Annotated in this window: 16 protein-coding genes; 5 read left to right on the forward strand and 11 right to left on the reverse strand. The window is 64.0% G+C overall.

Annotated features, from left to right (window positions below):
* The first annotated feature begins 9 nt into the window (after window positions 1-9).
* Complete coding sequence (locus tag OH764_RS10265; RefSeq protein ID WP_110405226.1) at window positions 10-921, forward strand: NAD-dependent epimerase/dehydratase family protein; 912 nt, start codon at window positions 10-12, stop codon at window positions 919-921.
* Window positions 922-1,050: 129 nt separating this feature from the next.
* A complete protein-coding gene (locus OH764_RS10270) occupies window positions 1,051-1,233 on the forward strand; it encodes a hypothetical protein (RefSeq protein ID WP_027777354.1) in 183 nt (60 codons plus the stop codon).
* Window positions 1,234-1,268: 35 nt separating this feature from the next.
* On the opposite strand, the gene OH764_RS10275 is transcribed toward OH764_RS10270, so the two are convergent.
* The 3 genes from OH764_RS10275 to OH764_RS10285 form a co-directional block, all read right to left on the reverse strand.
* Complete coding sequence (locus OH764_RS10275) at window positions 1,269-2,042, reverse strand: DUF899 domain-containing protein (RefSeq protein ID WP_498846708.1); 774 nt, start codon at window positions 2,040-2,042, stop codon at window positions 1,269-1,271.
* Between the two features lie 91 nt (window positions 2,043-2,133).
* Window positions 2,134-2,559, reverse strand: coding sequence for an ArsR/SmtB family transcription factor (locus OH764_RS10280; RefSeq protein ID WP_498846709.1), 426 nt, complete (start codon window positions 2,557-2,559; stop codon window positions 2,134-2,136).
* Window positions 2,560-2,807: 248 nt separating this feature from the next.
* The gene (locus OH764_RS10285; RefSeq protein WP_498846710.1) at window positions 2,808-4,190 is read right to left on the reverse strand and encodes an NCS2 family permease; all 1,383 of its coding nucleotides are present in this window, start codon (window positions 4,188-4,190) and stop codon (window positions 2,808-2,810) included.
* Between the two features lie 465 nt (window positions 4,191-4,655).
* Between OH764_RS10285 and OH764_RS10290 the strand changes: the two genes are divergently transcribed.
* Entirely contained in the window at window positions 4,656-5,639 is a 984-nt protein-coding gene (locus OH764_RS10290; protein WP_498846711.1) for a PRC-barrel domain-containing protein, read from the forward strand.
* A complete protein-coding gene (locus OH764_RS10295) occupies window positions 5,636-6,892 on the forward strand; it encodes an MFS transporter (RefSeq protein ID WP_020069893.1) in 1,257 nt (418 codons plus the stop codon). The genes OH764_RS10290 and OH764_RS10295 overlap by 4 nt, the downstream gene beginning before the upstream one ends.
* Before the next feature lie 110 nt (window positions 6,893-7,002).
* Here the strand turns inward: OH764_RS10295 and OH764_RS10300 are convergent, their stop codons facing one another.
* A complete protein-coding gene (locus OH764_RS10300) occupies window positions 7,003-7,896 on the reverse strand; it encodes a LysR family transcriptional regulator ArgP (RefSeq protein WP_498846712.1) in 894 nt (297 codons plus the stop codon).
* Window positions 7,897-7,993: 97 nt separating this feature from the next.
* Here OH764_RS10300 and OH764_RS10305 point away from each other — a divergent pair, with 97 nt between their 5' ends.
* The gene (locus tag OH764_RS10305) at window positions 7,994-8,614 is read left to right on the forward strand and encodes a LysE/ArgO family amino acid transporter (protein WP_498846713.1); all 621 of its coding nucleotides are present in this window, start codon (window positions 7,994-7,996) and stop codon (window positions 8,612-8,614) included.
* A gap of 20 nt (window positions 8,615-8,634) precedes the next feature.
* Here the strand turns inward: OH764_RS10305 and OH764_RS10310 are convergent, their stop codons facing one another.
* The 7 genes from OH764_RS10310 to OH764_RS10340 all read right to left on the reverse strand — a co-directional run bounded on the left by OH764_RS10310 (window position 8,635) and on the right by OH764_RS10340 (window position 19,579).
* Entirely contained in the window at window positions 8,635-9,537 is a 903-nt protein-coding gene (locus OH764_RS10310) for an endo alpha-1,4 polygalactosaminidase (RefSeq protein ID WP_498846714.1), read from the reverse strand.
* Window positions 9,534-10,925, reverse strand: coding sequence for a pellicle/biofilm biosynthesis Wzx-like polysaccharide transporter PelG (pelG, locus tag OH764_RS10315; RefSeq protein WP_498846715.1), 1,392 nt, complete (start codon window positions 10,923-10,925; stop codon window positions 9,534-9,536). The genes OH764_RS10310 and pelG overlap by 4 nt, the downstream gene beginning before the upstream one ends.
* A complete protein-coding gene (gene pelF / locus OH764_RS10320) occupies window positions 10,925-12,562 on the reverse strand; it encodes a GT4 family glycosyltransferase PelF (protein WP_498846716.1) in 1,638 nt (545 codons plus the stop codon). Before pelF ends, pelG begins: the two co-directional genes overlap by 1 nt.
* Window positions 12,559-13,617: a hypothetical protein gene (locus OH764_RS10325; protein WP_498846717.1), complete on the reverse strand. Its 1,059-nt coding sequence runs from the start codon at window positions 13,615-13,617 to the stop codon at window positions 12,559-12,561. Before OH764_RS10325 ends, pelF begins: the two co-directional genes overlap by 4 nt.
* Entirely contained in the window at window positions 13,610-15,013 is a 1,404-nt protein-coding gene (locus tag OH764_RS10330; protein ID WP_498846718.1) for a PelD GGDEF domain-containing protein, read from the reverse strand. Before OH764_RS10330 ends, OH764_RS10325 begins: the two co-directional genes overlap by 8 nt.
* Window positions 15,014-15,072: 59 nt before the next feature.
* Complete coding sequence (locus OH764_RS10335) at window positions 15,073-15,624, reverse strand: penicillin-binding protein activator LpoB (protein ID WP_498846719.1); 552 nt, start codon at window positions 15,622-15,624, stop codon at window positions 15,073-15,075.
* 76 nt (window positions 15,625-15,700) lie between these two features.
* Entirely contained in the window at window positions 15,701-19,579 is a 3,879-nt protein-coding gene (locus OH764_RS10340; protein WP_498848801.1) for a tetratricopeptide repeat protein, read from the reverse strand.
* Between the last annotated feature and the right edge of the window lie 6 nt (window positions 19,580-19,585).

Raw genomic sequence — 19,585 nt, forward strand, 5'->3', positions numbered from 1 at the left:
GAGAAGGTCTTGAAGATATTCATTACAGGCGCGGGCGGTTTTATCGGCGGTTCCATTGCGGCGCATCTCGTGCGCGCCGGTCATCAGGTGCGCGGTCTGATTCGCAAGCCCGAACATAGCGACGAACTGAAACGGCTCGGCATCGAGCCGGTTATCGGCACGCTCGACGACCGCGCGTTGCTCATTGCCGAGGCGCAAGCTGCCGACGCTGTCATCAACGCCGCCAGCAGCGATCACGAAGGCGCGGTGAGCGCGCTGATCGAAGGACTCTCGGGCTCGGGCAAGCCGTTCCTGCACACGAGCGGTTCGAGTATCGTCGGCGACGCATCGGGCGGCGAAGCGGCTGAAGCGCGCATCTATCACGAAGATGCGCTGCCGGAGCCGACCGCCGACAAGGCCGCGCGCGTCGCGATCGACCGCCGGGTCCTCGAAGCCGCGCAACAGAACATCCGCTCGGCCGTGCTGTGCAACACGCTGATTTACGGCCACGGTGCGGTAGCGGGCAGTGCGAGCGTGCAGTTGCCGCGGCTCGTGCGACAGGCTCAAAAGAGCGGCGTCGTGCGACACGTGGGCAGCGGCGGCAACACGTGGTCGAACGTCCATATCGACGACGTCGCCGAGCTTTATCGTCTCGCGCTGGAGAAAAGCCCGGCCGGCACGTTCTACTTCGTCGAAAGCGGCGAAGCGTCGTTCCGCGAAATGAGCGCGGCCATCGCGCGCGCGATGAAGCTCGGCGAGCCACAAGACTGGCCGCTCGAAGAAGCGCAAAAGGAATGGGGCTACGAAATGGCTTCGTACGGGCTCGGCTCGAATAGCCGCGTACGCGGCGAGCGCGCACGCAAGCTGTTGGGCTGGCAGCCCAAACGCACGTCGGTGATCGACTGGATCGAGCACGACATGATGTCCGGCCCGGCGGCGTAGGTCCTCGGTTTTCGTCGTAATTTGTGTAAGCGCCGGCGTTGCGAATCCGTAAGCTCGGCTCGATAGAATCCTGCTCATCTGACCCGCGCGGCTCGATGCTCGAGCCCCACACGAGCCCGGATTTGATCGATGACTTTGGCGTTGAATTTCGACTGGCTGACCAACCTGCTGGCGATCCTGTTCGTCGTGGCGTGCCTTTACGATGCACGCTACGACGAATACGGCACGTTGACGCTGTCAGCAGCTTTAATGGGTCTCGCCGTGATGGCGATCGAACTGTTTCTCAAGCCTGGGTTCGACATGGCACTGTAGCCACGCGGCGCTCCATTCCTCCTCTCGCAGATTCACTAACCGCAAGCCGCACAACCGCCGCCGTTCGTCACTTTCTCTTCATAGCGGTCGTGGTGCTTGACCCAATCGATAAGACTGCTCTTTTCATTGCGCCCTTTCGGCGTGACGTCCAGATGCGCGTATGTGTTGATGAACCGCTCGTCGCCGCGGCCATAGCAGGAATACGTGTGATAAACGTCGCCGTTCGCGTCTTTATAGAAGACGCTATGGCCGTGTAGTTCGTCGATGCCGACGTCCTGCTCGACGAAGTTATAGAAGGCCTTCTTGCTCGCCAGTTGTTCGGGCGTGAACGACACGTGATAGTCGAAATTGAAATCGCTTCCGTCGGACGACACCCACGGGAACGTCCAGCCCATGCGTTTTCTAAACGCTTCGATCCTGGCGATCGGCGCATGCGAGATGGTCACGTACGACACATCGTGATGTTCCAGATGCGTGACGATCCCGGTCATGTGATCCGACAGGAACGAACAGCCAACGCAACCCTCCTCCCAATCCGGGCCAAGCATGAAGTGATAAACGATCAACTGACTGCGCCCGTCGAAGAGATCGGCAAGTGTCTTGCGTCCCTGCGGCGTATCGAACACATACGTTTTATCCACCTTCACCCACGGTAGTTCGCGGCGCTTGCGGGCGAGTTCGTCACCGGCGCGCATGTGTGCTTTTTCTTCCGCCAGCAGCGCCCTGCTCGCCTCCAGCCATTCCTCCCGCGAGCCGACCCGGTGCTGCGGGTCTTGCTGCGATTGCTTTGGTGATTGCATCGATTCCATCTGCGCCTCCTTCCCAATGACGTACACGGCATGTAAATACGCGGCACGTGCAACTCATCGACGACTCGCGCACGGCGGACTGGTCTGCGCGTCACGAGCCGCGCCGTTTCCCTCGTGACGGCGAAGATTTGCGCGGCCCGGGTGTAGACAGTGCAGCGACACGGCGGCCTGGCTTTGACGCGCGCGGCGCTTCGTCTTCTTCGACGAAAGCGGCCAGACGATCGAGCGATTTCACCCAGAAGCGCTCGTAGCGGCTGAGCCACGCCATGGCTTCTTCCATCGGTCCGGCACTAAGTCGGCACGCGACCGTGCGGCCGTTCTTGCTACGTGTGATGAGGCCGGCCCCCGCGAGAACGTCGAGGTGCTTCATCACCGCCGGCAAGGACATGGCGAACGGTTCGGCAAGCTCGCTCACCGTCAGCTCGGTTTCGGACAAACGCGCAAGCAACGCACGCCGCGTAGGGTCCGACAACGCCGCAAAGGTGCGATCGAGCAGTGCTTCATTAAACTTAACCATGAGGTTAAGTTTAGAAACGAACTCGCGAATGTCAAGAACAGGTACGCAGTTTCTCCGGAGCACGCAGAAAACCGGCGCCCGCACAGAGCAAAAAGAAACGCGGCACGCGCCGATTGAACATTGCGACGTGCTGCGTCAGGGAGAACAACCGACTACGGTCCAGACCGGCACGCCGGGATACTCCGCCGTGCTCGCGTTACAGCAAATGACTCAGCGTGCCGCGGCTGCGCCGCGACGTCCTGAGCGAATCAGATCGCCCATCCGCCGAGATAGAACCCGACCAGCACAATCGCAATCGCCACCGTGCCCACGTTCAGCTTGCGGTATTCGCCACTCACCACGCGGCCGATCACGAGTGTTGCGAAACCGAGCATGATGCCGGTCACGATATTCGCGGTCAGCACGATAAATACCGCGCACATGAGACCCGACATCGCGTCGACCATGTCGTCCATATGCAGCTTGCTGACATTGGACAGCATCAGCAGCCCGACATACATCAACGCGGGCGCTGTCGCGTACGACGGCACGAGGCTCGCGAGCGGCGAGAAGAACATCACACCGAGAAACAGCAGGCCGACCACCGCTGCCGCCATGCCGGTTTTCGCACCGGCCGCCACGCCGACCGTCGATTCGATGTATGCCGCGGCTGGCGCGCCGCCGAGCAGGCCAGAGAAAATCGAGCTGACCGAGTCGGCCGTGAGCGCGCGGCCACCGTTGATGATGCGGCCGTTTTCATCGAGCTGGCCCGCCTGGCCGGCGACCGCGCGAATCGTTCCGGTAGCGTCGAACACGGCGGTCATCACCAGAGCGAGCACGCTGGGCAACACTGCCATCGACAGCGCGCCCTTGATGTCCATCGCACCGATCAACGACTCGTGCCCTGGCGCGCTCAACGACGGCACCGCGAATACGCCATGAAACGACACGGCCGGATCGACGAGCAGCGCAATTGCCGAAATGCCAATGATCACGATCAGAATCGAGCCGGGCACACGGCGGCGCACGAGCCCGAAGATCGCGGCGAGCCCCGCGACCGACATCAGTGCAGGCAGTGCGGTGATATTGCCGAGTGAGACCGGCAAACCGGCGCCCGGATTCTTCACGACGAGCCCGACGTCGTTGGCGGCGATCAGCAACAGGAACAGCCCGATGCCGATGCCGGTGCCGTGCGCGATGCCCGTGGGCAGATTGCGCAGAATCCACGAACGCACGCCCGTCACCGAGATCGCGGTGAACACGACACCCATCAGGAATACCGCGCCGAGTGCGACTGTCGGATGCAAGCCCTTGCCGAGCACGAGACCGAACGCCGTGAAAGCGGTCAGCGAAATCGCGCAGCCGATCGCGATCGGCAGGCGTGCCCACACCCCCATCAGCAATGAGCCGAACGCGGTCGTGAGACACACGGCGACGAATACCGCGCTCGTGTCGAAGCCCGCTTTACCGAACATGCCCGGCACGACGAACACGGAATAGACCATCGCGAGGAAGGTCGTGATGCCCGCGACGATTTCCTGGCGCTGCGAGCTGCCGCGCGAGGAAATTTCGAAGTAGCGGTCGAGAAAGCCCCTGGTGTCGAATGATTCGGCGCCGGCTTCGGAAAGCGGCTGGGCGTGGGGTTCCATCATGATGAGTGCCTCCTTTATCAGCATGCTGAAACGGCCGTCGAAGTGGCCGTCATCAGGTTCGTCTCTTTGCGTTGGTTTAATTTGCGCCGGGCGCTTCGTGTCCCGTTTGTGTCTCGAAATGTAGGGCAACCCAAATATATCGCCCATCGCATGAATGGCATGCTGGGCATGTCGCGGCAGTTATATCGTCCAAGCGACGGCAAAGCGCATGTGCGATCCGCGCGTTAACACCTACGGCTTATTGCGCTTTCTGATCGGCATGTGAAAGCGTTTTGAGAGCTTGATGGATGTTCCGAGATGCCCGTCGCGCGTGGCGGTCGTGTGCGGCGCGGCATGAACCGTGCTTGCGGCATGCCCCTCACATGGCCCTCAAAAGCGGACCGCTCGACGTCGCGGGTTAAACTCTGGGCCGTACTGTTCAATCGCGGCGCTCTACAGCCGCACCGGTCCATGGAGTTTTTCCTGATGAGTGGCGGCTTCTCGCTTCCTGCCTGGCGTCATACGATCCTCGCGGCGTTCGCGCTGCTGGCGCTTCTTGCACTGTCCGGCTGCAGCAGTCTGCTGTGGGGAACGCAGCAGGCGCCGATCGTCGAAGCCACGGTCATGCCGGTCGAAGCCGCAAGCGCGCCGGTGGCCGCTTCCGCGCCCGAGCCGGTCGAGACCGAAGCCGCCGAACCCGAGCAGCCGAAGAAGCCGAAGAAGCCGGTCGTCAAGCCGCACAAAGTCGAGCCGCCGCCGCCCGTCGTCGCTGCGCCGCCTCCCCCGCCGCCGCCCCCGCCGCTGATCGTGCTGCGCACGATCGAGCGCAACGACGCGCATACGCTGCTCGACAGCGAGGTGCAGAAACCGGACGGCAAAGTGGTCGGGCGAGCGATCGACATGATCGCGGACGCGAGCGGCAAGCCGCGCGAAGTCGTGGTGAATCTGCAAGGTTTCCTCGGGGTCGGCGATCGCAAGGTCAATTTCGCGTGGAACGCATTCCGCTTCACGCCGACCGCGAAAGCCGCGCCGATCACGCTGATTCCGTCGGCGACTCCGGTAAATCCGGCGAAGGCGAACGCGGCGATGCAGTTACCGGTGATCGATGCGACGGTCGAGCGCTCGAACGGCGCGAAAGTGGGCCGCGTGATCGACGTGCTGATCGACGCCAATGCGCAGCCGCAGGCAGTCGTGCTGGACGTCAACGGCATGGTGAGCACGGAGCGGCGCACGATTGCCGCGAACTGGTCGGCGCTGCGCTTCGTCGCGAAAGACAAGGAACTGCATCCGCAAATCGATTTGAGCGATGCGCAGATCAACGCGACGCCACCCTACGCGAACGACAAGCCGATTCGCGCGGTATCGCCCGCGCCGCCCGCGCCGCCGGCCCAGCCAGCGCCCGCTGCCGCTGCCGCGCCTGCGTCCGGGCCGACAGCCACGGCCGCTTCCAACGCACGGGCGGTCCGATGACAGGCCGCACTCTGGTTACGGCGCGAAGCCTGCGCGCGCTCGATTGGCTGAACTTCTTCGTCGCCAATGTGCAGACGGGTTTTGGACCGTTCATCGCGTCTTATCTCGCGTCGCACAAGTGGACGCAGGGCGAGATCGGCATGGCGTTGTCGGTCGGCACGATCAGTGCAATGGTGAGTCAGGTGCCGGGCGGCGCCGCGGTCGACGCGTTGCGCAACAAGAAGGGCGCGGCCGCCTGGGCAATCTTCGCGATCATCCTGAGCGCGGTGTTGCTGGCAACGAGTCCGACTGTGCTGCCGGTGATCGCCGCCGAGGTCTTTCACGGCTTCGCCAGCTGCATGCTGACGCCGGCACTGGCCGCGATTTCCTTTGCGCTCGTCGGACGTGCGAATCTCGGCGACCGGCTCGGGCGCAATGCGCGCTGGGCGTCGATCGGCAGCGCGGTTGCGGCCGGGCTGATGGGCGTATTCGGCGAATATTATTCGCCGCGCGCGGTGTTCTGGCTGACTGCGGGGCTCGCCGTGCCCGCGCTGTTCGCACTGGCGATGATCCAGCGCACCGACACGATCCAGTTGCCGAAAGCGGCGCCGACGCCGCAAGAGACCGAGCGCCGCGAAAGCCTGCGCGAGTTGCTGCGCGACCGGCGCATGCTGCTGTTCGCCGCATGCATTGTGTTGTTCCATCTGTCCAATGCAGCGATGCTCAATCTCGCCGCCGGCGAAGTGACAGCCGGCATGGGCGACAACGTGCAGCTCGTGATCGCCGCGTGCATCATCGTGCCGCAGGCGATCGTCGCGATGATGTCCCCGTGGGTCGGCCGATCCGCCGAGCGTTGGGGACGCCGGCCTATCCTGCTGCTGGGCTTTTCGGCGTTGCCGATCCGCGCGCTGCTGTTCGCCGGAATCAGCAGCCCTTATCTGCTCGTGCCCGTGCAGATGCTCGACGGTTTGAGCGCGGCCGTGTTCGGTGTGATGCTGCCGCTGATCGCCGCCGATGTGGCCGGCGGCAAGGGCCGCTACAACCTGTGCATCGGCTTGTTCGGGCTAGCCGCGGGCATCGGCGCGACGCTGAGTACGACCGCGGCCGGATTCATCGCCGATCATTTCGGCAATGCGGTCGCGTTTTTCGGACTGGCCGCCGCAGGTGCGCTGGCGGTCTTGCTGGTGTGGGCGGCGATGCCGGAGACGCGCGATGCGGCAGCGGCAGAAGACAGCGCGCCGGTGGCAGACGGCGGTGGGTCGGCAGTCAGGTGAGTCGTGATGGTTCTGCCCGCGGCGCTGTTGCACCGCAGGCAGAACCGGACTCCCGATCCAATCGGCCTGTGCGCCGCCCGGCGCATGCCGGGCCGTGGCGGCGAGGCCGCTCAATCCAGAAACTCAGCCGCGCGCTTGCGCAATACCGCGCTGAAGTCGTCCAGCCAGCCAATCGACAGACGCCAGCTCTGCCAGTAGAGATCGACGTCGATATGCTTGCCTGGCGCCATATCCACGAGTTCGCCGCTCGCCAGATGTGACGCAATCATGCGCTCGGGACACATGCCCCAGCCGAGACCCGTCACGCACGCGCGCAGAAAGCCGGCGACGTGCGGAATCCAGTGCAACGGCGGATCGACCTCCGCTCGCGTGATGCGGCGCATGAAGCGTTTTTGCAACTGGTCCTTCGGATTGAAATCCACGCACGGCGTGCGCCGCAAACTGTCGCGCGTGACGCCGTCCGCGAAATGACGCGCGAGAAACGCCGGCGAGCAGACCGCGAGATACCGCATGCGCCCAAGACGCGTCGAGCGGCACCCTTGCACCGGCTCTGCCTGAGTGGTCACCGCGCCCTGCACGCTGCCGTCGCGAATCCGCTGCGCGGTGTGATCCTGATCGTCGATCACCAAGTCGAGCAGCATTTGACGTTCGGCGCAAAACGGCGCAACTGCGTCGATGAACCAGGTGCCGACGCTGTCGTCGTTCACCGCCACGCGCAGCGTCGGCCATGCTTCGACCAGACCGCCCGGCAGTGCCGGCACGCGGCCGGTCAATTCCGCTTCGAGCAGTTGCACGCGTTCGGTATGGCGGCACAGCAACGCGCCAGAAGTTGTCGCCACACACGGCTGACCGCGCTTGACGAGCACACTGCCCACTCGCTCCTCGAGCAGTTTCACCCGCTGCGATACCGCCGAAGGCGTGACGTTGAGTTCACTCGCTGCGCGGTCGAACGAACCATGACGCACGACGGCCGCGAGCGCGTCGAGCAACGCATAGTCGAGCATTAGCGTTCCTTAATCGGCGTTAGCGAAATTAGCTTCTCTTATGAAGCACAGAACCGCAGACTAGCCATATTCGCTTCTCCCGTCTACTGGATCCGCTATGAACTGGCTGTCTTTTTCCCACGGCGCTGCGTTATGTGCGTCGCTGATCGTGACCATCGGCGCGCAAAACGCCTTCGTACTGAGGCAAGGCATCATGCGTTCGCACGTGGGCAAGATCGTCGCGCTTTGCGCGGTATCGGACTGCATTCTGATTTGCGCGGGTGTCGGCGGCGCGTCGGTGCTGATCGAGCGTTATCCGGTGTTCGTGCATGTCATGCTGTACGTTGGCCTCGCCTATCTCGCGTGGTTCGGCATCAATGCATTGCGCCGCGCAATGCGGCCCGGGCATGCGGTGATGGACGCCGACGCGAACCGAGGCGCACAACCCGCGCAACGCGCGATGCCCATCGTGCTTATGACGCTCGCCTTCACGTGGCTCAACCCGCACGTTTATCTCGACACTTTTCTACTGGTGGGTACTGCGGGGGCACGCGAACCGGACGGCGCACGCGTCGCGTTCGCCGTCGGTGCGATGACGGTGAGCTGCGTCTGGTTTATAGCGCTGGGCTACGGCGCGCGAGCCCTTGCGCCGCTGTTTCGCCGGGCAAGCGCATGGCGTGTGCTGGATGGCGCGATCGGCAGCATGGTGTTGTTGCTGGCCGTCACGCAGTTGCGTTGAAGCGGACTACCTTCGACCGCTCACTGCCTCCCCGCGCGAGCCGGCCCCACGCCGACCGTCTGCAGGCCGCCGTCCGTGACGTATGGAACAAGGCCCGCAGCGCTGATCCTGTTGACGGTGTCGACGGCGCAGACGCTGTCGGCCGGCGCGCAGTAGTCGATTGCGAGCACCGGCAGCCGGTATTGCTCGCGAATCGTTTTCGCCTGCGCGAGCAGCCAGTCGCGATCGGCCTGCGTGATCTCGGTGTAGCGCTTCCCTGCTTGGTCCCAGCCTCGGTACAGCGATTCGAATGCGACCGCATAGATCAGCGAGTGAACCTGCGGCAATATCTCGAACCCGCGATTGAAAATCAGCCGCGCACGCGGATAGCGCGCCTTGATCGCGCGGACCACGGCAACGAGACCACGCTCCTGCCGCGCTCTCGCCGCGTCCGTTTTTGCGACGATCTGGTATGAATCCAGAGTGTCGAGGAAAAAGCCGCGATAGCCTTTCTTCCACAGCGGAGCGATCACATGCTCCACGTAGAACGCGGGCCAGTCCGCCGCGTCCTGATCGATCACCTTCGCGCCCCACACCGTGTTGTCGCCCAGTTGCCAGGCCTTCGGAATGGCAGCGTAATACGGACGCTGCGGCTCCACCTCTCCTACGCTCACATAAGCGAACCACGCGGTGTCCGGATTCTTGTGCTTCAGTGGCTCGAATCCGCTGTCGGGTTCGACCACCGCGACGTCGAAGTTGCGCAACTGGCTAACCGGCGGCTGCGTGCCATAAAAGAGCGCAATCGAGGGCCCCGCTCCCGCGTCGGCCCACGCGCGTTCATGTGCAATCGAAGACAGCAAGCCCACCAGCACCAGACGCGCCGCGCATACTACGCGCCGATAAAACGCATACATGTCGTGGCGCTGACGTTTTCCGATACTCATCCGCGAATCCCCGCCTGGTTGCGCAACATGTAAGTCTCGTACTCGAGCGACGCGAACTTTCGGTCGAGCAGCGTCACGGCTGCCATCACGACGAGCAGCAGCGCGAGCGCGAATCCATAGCCGTATAGATCCGGCCCGAGCCAGAGAGTGATGCCCGTGAACAGTGCGTTCAGCACGACGAACGCCGCCGTGAGTTTGAGCACGGCACGGCGTGCGTCGAGATAAAAGAACACGTTGAGCAAGCCGAGCAGCAGCACTTGCAAACTTGCCGAGATCACATCTACGATGAGCAGCGGCAAATACAGCGTTGAAATTCCCAATGCTTCCAGCACGAGGTGCCCGAACGCGAGGATCAACAGCAGCACGACCGTCTGGACCTTCACGATCTCGTACAGCCCTGCCCGCACGCTGCCGACCATCATATCGCGCATGTCGTTGATATGCCGCAGCGTGGCGCCGCTGCGCACTGCGTCATAGAAGCGGTCGTAGTACTCGACGAAATCCGCTTCGATCCGCACGAGAAAGGTTGCCATGCCGGGCATCACGCACACGTATGCAATGAATACGGGAATATCGTAGATCACCGACGCGTGCAGCGGTCCGATCACGCGCGCGCCGGTGTCGGGCGCGTACCAGAACATGAATTTGTCGATCCACACGCCAAGGTTGAACAGCAGTCCGACGAGCGCAAGACTCGGATACGCAAAGCGTTTTTGCAGCACCTCGAACGAGATGAAGCGTTCGCTGCGGTAGTTGCGGTAGATCAGCCCGGACAGCCCGGCGAGCAGCACGACATGACCCGCCACGAAGCCGCCTAGCAGCCCCGGCAGTCCATGATGGTTGAGCATCAACGCGAACGCAACGGTGCAGCCGTAGCCGAGCGCAAACACATAGAGGATTTGCCGATACTGCTTGACGCTCGACAGGAAAATCACCGCGATCCAGATATTGCTGACGACCACGAACCCCGCCACCATCAGCAGCCGGTAGATCAGCGACTCGCCGCGAAAGCCGAATGCGACCGCGATCACGCCGAGCACGCCCGAGGCTGCCGTTGAAATCAGCACGACGCCGTTATAGTTCGACAGCACGAGGTCGTCGCGCTTTTCGAACAGGCGGTCGGAGATAAAGCGCGTGAACGACAGTTGCAGCGGCCCGGTCAGAATCAGGCTGCACGCGACGAGGTAAGTCACCGACACCTGGAACTGCACGATCGCGTACTTTGGAATCACGAACGCGAGGCTCAGCACACCAATGATCAGGATACCGAAGATCGACAGAATGAGCGGCCCGGAGCTGATCAGCCCCGCGTACGCATAGGCGCGCGCGACGCCGAAAAGCGTCTGGTGCTTGAGTATCTTGCGGAGCTCGAAACCGATGCCGGCCATCAGCGCACCTCTTGCGGTTGGGTTTGCGCGTTGCCGTGATGCATCGGGCAGCCGCCGTGCGCAGCGGCCGCGTTGCCTCTCTCGCGACCGTCACGTGTCGGCGCGGCCGTCAGCCGTTCATACAGCACGCCGTATTGATCGATCATCTGCTTCTTCGTGTAAAAACGCCGCACCCGCGCAAGGCCCGCCTGCTGCGCCGCGAGCCAGCGCGGTTCGTCGCCGAGCAGATCGAGCACGGCCTGCGCGAACGCTGCCGGATTCGCAATGGGCACGACGCTGCCGGCCGAGCCCAGCGCGCGGTCTTCGTCACCGTAACCGTCGATCAGTTGACGGCACGAGCCAACATCCGTCGTGATGGAAGGCACGCCCGCTGCAAAGCCTTCCAGCACCACGAGCGGCAACGCCTCGCTGATCGACGTCAGCGCGATGACGTCCACTCGCGGCAGGATTTCGTCGATGCGCTGGAACCCGAGGAATTTCACGTTCTTTGCGAGCCCGAGACTTTGCACCAGCGCGCGGCACTCGAGCGCGTAGGCCGCATCTTCCTCCTCCGGTCCGACGATCCAGCCTTCGATATCCGGCATGGTTCGCGACGCGACAAAAAGCGCGCGAATAAAGGTCTTGATGTCCTTGATCGGCACCACGCGGCCAATCAGCGCGACTACGTTGCGCGGCCGTGCGACGCGTTGTTCGACGAGCGGCGCCAGTGCGTCGACGTCCACGCCGTTCGGAATGTTGCGCGTGCGCGAAGCGAGTGCGCCGTCTGCAATCTGCCGTTGCCGATTGGTCTCGTACAGCGCGACGATGTCGTCGGCGGCGTCGTAGGCGAGCTTGCCGAGCGCTTCGAAAAAACGCACCCACAGTTCGCGGAAGTAACTGATCTTCGAGATGTCGCGCTCGAATGCGCCGCGGTTGTCGCGTATCCACTGGCTCTGCAGCAGATCGATCTTGCGCTCTTTCGTATAGATGCCGTGTTCCGACACCAGCAGCGGCCGACCGCTACGGTAATGCAGCAGCGCGCCGAGAAAACCCGCATAGCCCGTCGAAACCGTGTGGTACACCTTCGCCGGCGGCACCTGCTCCGCGACGCGCGCAAGCTGCCACAACGGTTTGTGCATGATGCGCACGGTCCAGAAGTAGTCGGTAAATGACGGGTCCGTGCAATACCGATCGTACTGGTCGACGATGAAGTCCCATGCGGCGCGGCTCGACAGGAACTGCTCCTCGTTCAGCGGTCCGTTGTCGCCGATCATTTGCACCATGTCAGCCATCAGCGCGCCAGGGTCCGACGCTGTGTCGGAACTGCCGCGGTTGCGCCATGCGTCGTGCAATGCGGCCGAGCGCGCGAATGCCTGCGCGTCGCCGGGAATTTCACGCGACGCGTCTTTATCGGCATGAGCCGCTTCGTAAAGATAGTGGACTTCGAAATGGGCGACGTTATCCGGCAGCGCATACGCCGCGCCTTCGTAGTCTTCTTCGCGGCTGCCGACGAACACGATCGAAAAGCGCAGCTCCGGATACGAGCGGATCATGCCGTTGACCCAGCTCGATACGCCGCCGCGCACATAGGGGAACGTGCCTTCGAGCAGCAGGCAGACATCGGCGTCCGCGGCGCGGCGCAGCAGTGAGGGTTTCATGTTGACCAGTAACGCGCAACAGGTTTGAGCATCGGCAGCGTCGCGGCATTGCCGAGCGACGCCAACAGTTCGGATACGCGCGCAAAATCCCCGCGCAGGAATTCGACTTCGGCAAGCCACGGCACCAGACGCTCGCGTGGGAAGCCCAGCGCCTGGGCACGCGCCATGTAGTCGGCCGCTTCGTCTGCGGCGTCGTTCGCCAGAGCGAGGCGGCCGCGAATCATCCACAGCGCGGCGTCGCCGTCGTCGATCGCGAGCGCCGCGCGTGCGTGGCGATCGGCTTGTTCGAGCGTGTGCCGGTAGACGGCGCCTTGCACCAGGTTCTGATAGATCAGCTCGAAGTACAACTCCGCAAGCTGACGATTGATCGCGTGACGCTGATCGTCGGTGCTGGCCATCTCGAGGCTTTGCCCGGTCTGGAAAATGCGCTGCGTCACTTCGTTTTCCGCCTGGTCCAGCGTGCCGTAAGCAATCAGGCGCACGTCTTCAACCGGGTCCGCAAGCAGTTCGCGCAGCAGCGTGCCCGTGGTGCGGGTCGGCATGCTCTGGATAGCGACGAGCGCCGACAGGCGATCCGACGCATTCACCTGCGTATTGACGATGCGCGCCTGCAAGCGCGCGCCGCCGCCATGCGATACGCGCGACATCAGGTGCGTGACGAATTCGGGCGCCGGCACATCGTCCAGCTCCTCGCCGCTGTGTGAACGCGGATAGCAGGCGGCCCACGCACAACTCACAAGCACGACGAGGCCGCCGAACAGCGGCACGAATGCGCATCCGAGCCACAGCAGCAACAAGCTCCAGCCGCGCGGCTCGCGATAGTGCTGCGGTAACAGCGCGCGAAACAGGAGCGCCTGCAATGCACCGCCGATCAGATTGATCGCGACGACGGGCAGCAGCGGGTCGAACGCCATTTGCCCGTTCGCGACGCGCCAGACCAAAGCACATTGCACCAGCACGACGAGCACGATGCCGGCGAAAGCGGCGAGACCGACGAAAGCGCGAAGTACGCGCGACGCGCGGCCTATGGAGTGAGGGCGCACGGTTTCAGACATCGACGCCACTGCGCACGAGAAGACGCTTCAACGCCGGACCCGGCTCGCCGCCGAGATGCAGCGTATGCACGCCGATGCGCGCGCCTTCGAGATCGAGATTGAACTGCGCGCGCAGGCTCGCTTCGATACGCGCGAGATAGCCGTCCACGCCGGTCGCATCGGTTGCCGGCATCAGATTGATCAGTACCGACTGCCCCTCGGCCTTGACCGGCCACATCAGATCGAGAGCACGGCGGCGACGCATCACATGCTCGAAGAACGAGTCGCCCTCGTCGTCGTGCGGGAACACCAGCGCGACGAGCGACGAAGTAATGCCCGCCGCGTGTTCGAGGCGCGTGAGGCGGCTCACGTCGAGCGCGAATTCGTATGGGCAGTCGGGCAATGCATCGAGGATCGTGCGTACCTGCTGCGAGTGTTCGACGCCGTCGGCGTAATAGCCGAGCAGCACCAGCAGTAATTGCAGGTTGTCGAAGTTCAGCGACAGGAACGGCATGCGCTTGACCGTCAGCACGGCGATGAGCCGCCCGTCCGCCGAGATCATCGGCGCACACACGAGAAGGCCCGTGTTCGTGAAAGAATGCTCGCCGCTCTTCAGATGCGCGACGGCTTGCGTTTCGAGCGCCCGCGCGACAAGTTCGTCGCGCGGGTCGAGATCGAACGCATCGCCGATCCGGGCGAGTGCTTCACGCCCGAGCTTGCCGCCGTGCACGGGGTACAGCGCGGCCACTTCGATCTGACATGCCTGCGCGACGAATTCGAGCAGCGCGTGCGCGCCCGGCAGATCGTGCGACGGCACGTCCTTCGCACTATCGAGCCCGTGCGCGACCGACAGACGGCGCAGTTCGGTAATCGAATCGCGCAGCGTGGTCGGCTTCGACAAAAGATCTTTTTCGAGCCGCTCGTGCGACAGGCGCATCAGGTAATGGCTGTTCGTAATTGCGACGAGCCGGTCGTTCAGATAGTCGTTCAACGCGTTCGCGCGTTGCGCCCGGTTGCCCCACGTATCGCCGAAGTGCCCTGCAACGATGGTCTGCAACAGGCCGCCGGTGAAGAACAGCGTCGGCCATGCGTCGGTGCTGCCGCGCATCAGCACCTGCCATGCGCCGATCAGCATCGCGCAGGCGAGCAAGCCGAGCAGCGTGCCGTAGCGCAACGCGACGATCAGCGGCGCGAACCATAGCCACGGAAAACCAGTATGCAGCAGGAACGGGTCGTTGCGGTCGAGCGCCCAGCTCAACGCGCCGGCCGCCGCAACGAACACGATCGTCTCGACAATTGAAAACGGCCGAGCCACCGCGGGCGCAACGATGCGCCGCAACGCGCTCAGGTTGCCGAGCGGATTCGAATGGCGCGGCTTCGCCGCACTGGCGGCGGATTGCGCGGTGACGGTATTCACGGCCGACTCCTCATGACATCTCGAGATACGAATGACAGCGTGCCTGCGCAGCGCGTGGATCAACCACGCGAGCGCAGCGGCGACAACAGACTGCCGATCAACGACGAAGCGACGCTTGCAAGGCTCGAGCGCGTCCAGCCGCTCTTCGAACCCGTGGCGCTCCAGACCACCTGACCCGATGCGACGTCGATCAGTTCGAAGGTGACGCCCGCTACCGGCTCGCCGTCCACGCCCACCTTGTAGCGCCACTCTTCCACTGCGCCGGTCAGCACGTATTTCACATGCTGCTCACGCGCCCATGCGAGTTTTTTCTCGCCGAGATCGCGCTGCGCGGTATCGAACATCGCGTTCGCCGATGCATCGGCGGGAGCGATCCGCACATCCGTCAGGCCGTTCGCGCGCAGCGTGTTGGCCGCGATCGCAGCCGCGCTGCTGCCCGCCGCCGGTGTTTCGGTGAAGTTCGCCATCGACACGACCGCAACCGAGTCCTTGGCGCCCAGCGCCGGCGAGCCCGTTTGGCGGATGGAACCGCACGCGCCGAGCACGAGTGCCGTGGCCGTCACCGCCGCGGACCATTTGATGAGGCCGGACCATCTTTTCATGTTGTTCATCGAACCACTCCTCAGTAACGTCGTTATTCGTCGCAGGCGCGATACGCCCGCGTTGTCAGTCGAACAGAATCGGTAATCAGTAGTACCAGCTGTAACGCGCGCCCAGCACCGTGACAGGCGTGCCGATCTTCGACACGCGCTGATGTTGCAGGAACACCGCGACATGATCGCCGCCGAACACGGTGCCTGCGATACCCACGCTCATTTGCGGCCCCCAGCCCTGTATCGAATCGTGCAGCAGGCCGACGTCGAAGAAAGGCCGCCAGCGGTGCGTGTACTGTTCGAGCAGATCGTTGCCCGCGCCGAAGAAGAAGCCGTACTGCGTATAGGTGTCGGGCATGAAGTCGCGCGGCGTGGCCGGTTGCAGCGCGACCGGCAACAGACGCGAGATCAGGCCATCCGCCTGGCCGCTTGCGCCATAGCCGCCATGCGTGATGACCGCGCGCAGCGTGTAGTCCGGGTACTGCGTGGGAATCCGGTAACTCACCTCGCCCGTCGACAGCACGCCGCTGCCCATATAGGTGCGCGCCTGGCTGTAGAAACGGTCCGCCTCCACGCTGCCTGTGAGCGTGATGTGCTGCGTCATGCGATATGTGAAATCGCCGATCACGTTGTCTTTCATGCCGCCGACCAGCAGCGTTTGGGTTTCGTCCGCAACCTGATTGCGGCCCGCGCGGAGCCCGAGCGTCAGGGCCGAGTTGCGGCCCACCTCTCCCGCCAGATCGAGCGTGTAGAACGAGGCGGACGCAACACGCCTGCCGCCCGTGATCGTGAACGACGTGTCGCGCGTGCGCCGCTCGCCGTAGATGTTGAGCCATCGGTCCACCGAGGGCACGTTGACAAGTTGGGTGATGTCGGTCGAATGCTGAAAATGCTGGACCGCAGTTACGCCAACGAGATAACGCTCGGCGATCTTGCGGCTGCCGGCAAGCGTTGCCTCGACGTAATCGAGCGGATGCTCGACGTAGTTGGTGACATTCGCGTCGATCGATTGCGGCCAGTCGAGCGTCGTCTCCGTGACCCGCGTGTGAAGTTCGGTGTCTTCTGGCGCGCCGCCAAGGGCGTCGAATGCGAGCTGCTGCGCGCGATCAGGATGATCGACGGCGATGGTCGCGTCGATGCGGTCGTAGACCGGCAAGCGCGAGCGCTCCAGGTCGAGCAGCCGCTCCATCTCGCCCACGTTGTTCTCGGCGAGCGCAATCGTGAGCCGCGCGTCGGCGGGACGCGACAGGCGTTCGGCATACTGCTGCGCGAGCCAGCGCTTCGCAAGCGGATTGCTTTCGTGCGACAGCGCCCATGCAACCGCGACGTCCTTCGCAACCGCGCCGCGCACCTGCGGGTTTTGCGGCAGATCGGCGCCTTGCATCGGCGCACCGCCGGGCAAACCCTTCGCGTTGCCGATCAGGGTGCGGCGCAGTTGCGCGATGTCGGCTGGCCTCGCGTGCGTGGACATGAGGTCGTCGAGCAATGCGGCGGAGACGTCACCCGTTGCAAACTCCGTCGATAACGTCACACGCCGGCCGCGCAGATCGGCGGCCGTTTCGGCGTCCTGCGCGGCGCGGCCACGCATCGAAGCGCGCTGCGCGCCGTGGAGTTTCGCGAGCTTCGCCTGTTCGTCCTGCAGTTGCAGCCACACCTTCTTGCGGATGGTCCAGGCCTGCCCCGCGTGCCCCGACTGTTCCTGTGCGTCGGCATAGGTGAGGAGCCACAGCGGATCGCGCGACATCATGCCCGCCTGCCGGCGCAGATAGTCGAGCGCGGCGACGGGCCGGTTCAGCCGCATTTCGGCGGCGGCGAACGGACCCCACAACGCCGAGCTTTGAACGGCATTGCCGCGCCAGCGCTTGAGCGCGGCGCGCAGATCCGCGTCGCTGCCGTAGTCGACGAGGGTCCATAGATACGCGGCGCTCACGTCGGAGCCCGCGCCGGGCAGGTCCACCGCCCGCTTCAGATCGGCGAGCGCGTTTTGCGGCTCACCCATCAGGCGATAGTATTCGGCGCGTACGCCCAGCAATGCAGGCGATGCGTCGGCGGTCTTGCGCTCGTCCGGTGTGAGATTCGCGAGAAGCGTCGCGATCCGGTCCAATGCCTGCGCGTCGAGGTAGTAGTAGATCGCGTCGCGCAACGCACGCGCCGTGTGCTCGCGATGAAAGCGCAACTCGGCAATGCGGCCTGCGTCGATCGGATACGGGTCGTAGAAATCCGTCATTTCGCCGAGGTCTTCCCGCGTCGCCATGCCGTTCGCGAGCAGGTGGCGATACGCCTCGTTAGCGTCGTCGTCGCGCTGCTGCAGTCGCGCCAGTTCGGCGTAGTTGCGCCAGAAAACTTCGTCACCGTCTTTTGCGCCTGCTCGCGCGGCGGACAACGCGGCGAGCGAGGCGCGATAGTCGCCCTTGCGGTACAGCACACTCGCCGTGCGCAGCGCGGCCGTTGCGTCGTTCGGATGACGGGCCTGCACCGCGCGGTAGGTGGCGAGCGCCTCTTCGTCGTGCCCTGCCCGCTCGGCAAGCGCGCCTATACGTTGATCGATCGCATCGGCATTCGCGCCGCGCGGCAGCGAACGCAGGAACGCCAGACCGTCGTCGGGCCGGCCAAGACGTTCATAGGTGGCGGTGACGCTGTCGACGAGTTTCATGTCGCCGGGCTTCGCGCGCGCCTGGTGGACCAGCGCGACGAGATACGCTTCGTCGTCGTTGAGCATTGGTGCGATACGCAGCACGTTTTGCCAGCCAACGGGATCGTTTGACACCTGTGCATATTCGAGCCACGACTTCAGCGCGAGCGAAGGGTCGCGATTCCATTCCGCCACTTCAGCAAGTCGCTTGACCCACACTGTGGAGCGCGGATCGCGCTGCACCTGCTGCGCGGCGATTTTCTGCGCGTTGGGCAGGTCGCCGGATTCGACGAACGCCTGGAATACGGTGTTTGCGATGCCGGGGTCCGGGTTAGTCTGGGTTGCCGGTGTTGCTCGGCTTGCCGGGGTCGCTGCAGTCGCAATGCGAACGACGCGCACGGTGCCCCGGTTTTGCGCCTCGCCGTGCATCGCCTCGCGCAGACTCGCGAGCACGAAGCCGCCGGGCCGCGCGACAGGTCCGTCCATATACGCGTATTGCGCGCGGGGCGAAGGCAGCCCTTGCGGCGGCATCTCACGCAATTCGTTCGACGTATAGCGCGCCAGCATCTTCGCGTAGCGATCGACCGCTTGCGGCCGGTTCGCGGCACGCGCGAGATTCAGCAGCACGACGAGCGTCGCCGGATCGTCGGCGAGCGCGCTGCCATGTGCATCCGCCGCGGCAAGCGCGTCGTCGAGCAGATTGCCCGACTGCAACGCGCGCAGGCCCGCCACGAAGCAACGGCGCTGTTCGTCGCGCGTGCGAGCCGCAGCCTGCTGACGGAACCAGGCATCCGCGGCCGCGCGATAGTCGCCCACTTGCAGCGCGTAGCGCGTGATCTGCGTGTCCCACTTGTTGCGGCCATCGGGATCGTTAGCCGAGAGCCGCGCGTAAAGTTGCACCGCGAGATCGGGCAGGCCGACGGCAGCCGCGCGTTGTGCGAGCCATTCGAGGTCCTTCGGCGCCCACTGCAGCTTTGCCGCTTCCTGCAAATGCACGCGCAGATCGCTCAGTTCGCGGGCGCGGCGCGGATCGTCTTCGGGAATCGCAAAGGTGCGCTGCTCCGCCACCGAAAGACGCAGCATCGTCGCGGTGCGATGCATGTCGTCGGTGCCGAGCGCATCCATGCGTGCGGCGATCCGCTCGGTGTCGGCGGTGCGTCCCAGATACGAATACTGCGCGCCGAGCAACGAGAGAAACTCCTCGTTATCCGGCCGCACCTTCGACCATGCTTCCAGATACGCGACGCTCAGGTCGCTGGGCGCCCCGACCGACGCCACGCGCTGGCGCAAGCCGCCGCGCGGCGACACGCCGTATATCGTCAGCAGTACGACGCCCGCCATCAGACA

It is taken from the genome of Burkholderia sp. M6-3 (assembly GCF_050858985.1).
Classification (GTDB): Bacteria; Pseudomonadota; Gammaproteobacteria; order Burkholderiales; family Burkholderiaceae; genus Paraburkholderia; species Paraburkholderia caledonica.

Bases quoted from the DNA above. Each gene is read 5' to 3' on its own strand.
- OH764_RS10340 (WP_498848801.1), bottom strand. From the start codon at position 19,579: ATGGCGGGCGTCGTACTGCTGACGATATACGGCGTGTCGCCGCGCGGC.
- OH764_RS10300 (WP_498846712.1), bottom strand. From the start codon at position 7,896: ATGCTCGACTATGCGTTGCTCGACGCGCTCGCGGCCGTCGTGCGTCAT.
- pelF (WP_498846716.1), bottom strand. From the start codon at position 12,562: ATGAAACCCTCACTGCTGCGCCGCGCCGCGGACGCCGATGTCTGCCTG.
- pelG (WP_498846715.1), bottom strand. From the start codon at position 10,925: ATGGCCGGCATCGGTTTCGAGCTCCGCAAGATACTCAAGCACCAGACG.
- OH764_RS10270 (WP_027777354.1), top strand. From the start codon at position 1,051: ATGACTTTGGCGTTGAATTTCGACTGGCTGACCAACCTGCTGGCGATC.
- OH764_RS10335 (WP_498846719.1), bottom strand. From the start codon at position 15,624: ATGAACAACATGAAAAGATGGTCCGGCCTCATCAAATGGTCCGCGGCG.
- OH764_RS10310 (WP_498846714.1), bottom strand. From the start codon at position 9,537: ATGAGTATCGGAAAACGTCAGCGCCACGACATGTATGCGTTTTATCGG.
- OH764_RS10280 (WP_498846709.1), bottom strand. From the start codon at position 2,559: ATGGTTAAGTTTAATGAAGCACTGCTCGATCGCACCTTTGCGGCGTTG.
- OH764_RS10285 (WP_498846710.1), bottom strand. From the start codon at position 4,190: ATGATGGAACCCCACGCCCAGCCGCTTTCCGAAGCCGGCGCCGAATCA.
- OH764_RS10325 (WP_498846717.1), bottom strand. From the start codon at position 13,617: ATGTCTGAAACCGTGCGCCCTCACTCCATAGGCCGCGCGTCGCGCGTA.
- OH764_RS10290 (WP_498846711.1), top strand. From the start codon at position 4,656: ATGAGTGGCGGCTTCTCGCTTCCTGCCTGGCGTCATACGATCCTCGCG.
- OH764_RS10305 (WP_498846713.1), top strand. From the start codon at position 7,994: ATGAACTGGCTGTCTTTTTCCCACGGCGCTGCGTTATGTGCGTCGCTG.
- OH764_RS10295 (WP_020069893.1), top strand. From the start codon at position 5,636: ATGACAGGCCGCACTCTGGTTACGGCGCGAAGCCTGCGCGCGCTCGAT.
- OH764_RS10275 (WP_498846708.1), bottom strand. From the start codon at position 2,042: ATGGAATCGATGCAATCACCAAAGCAATCGCAGCAAGACCCGCAGCAC.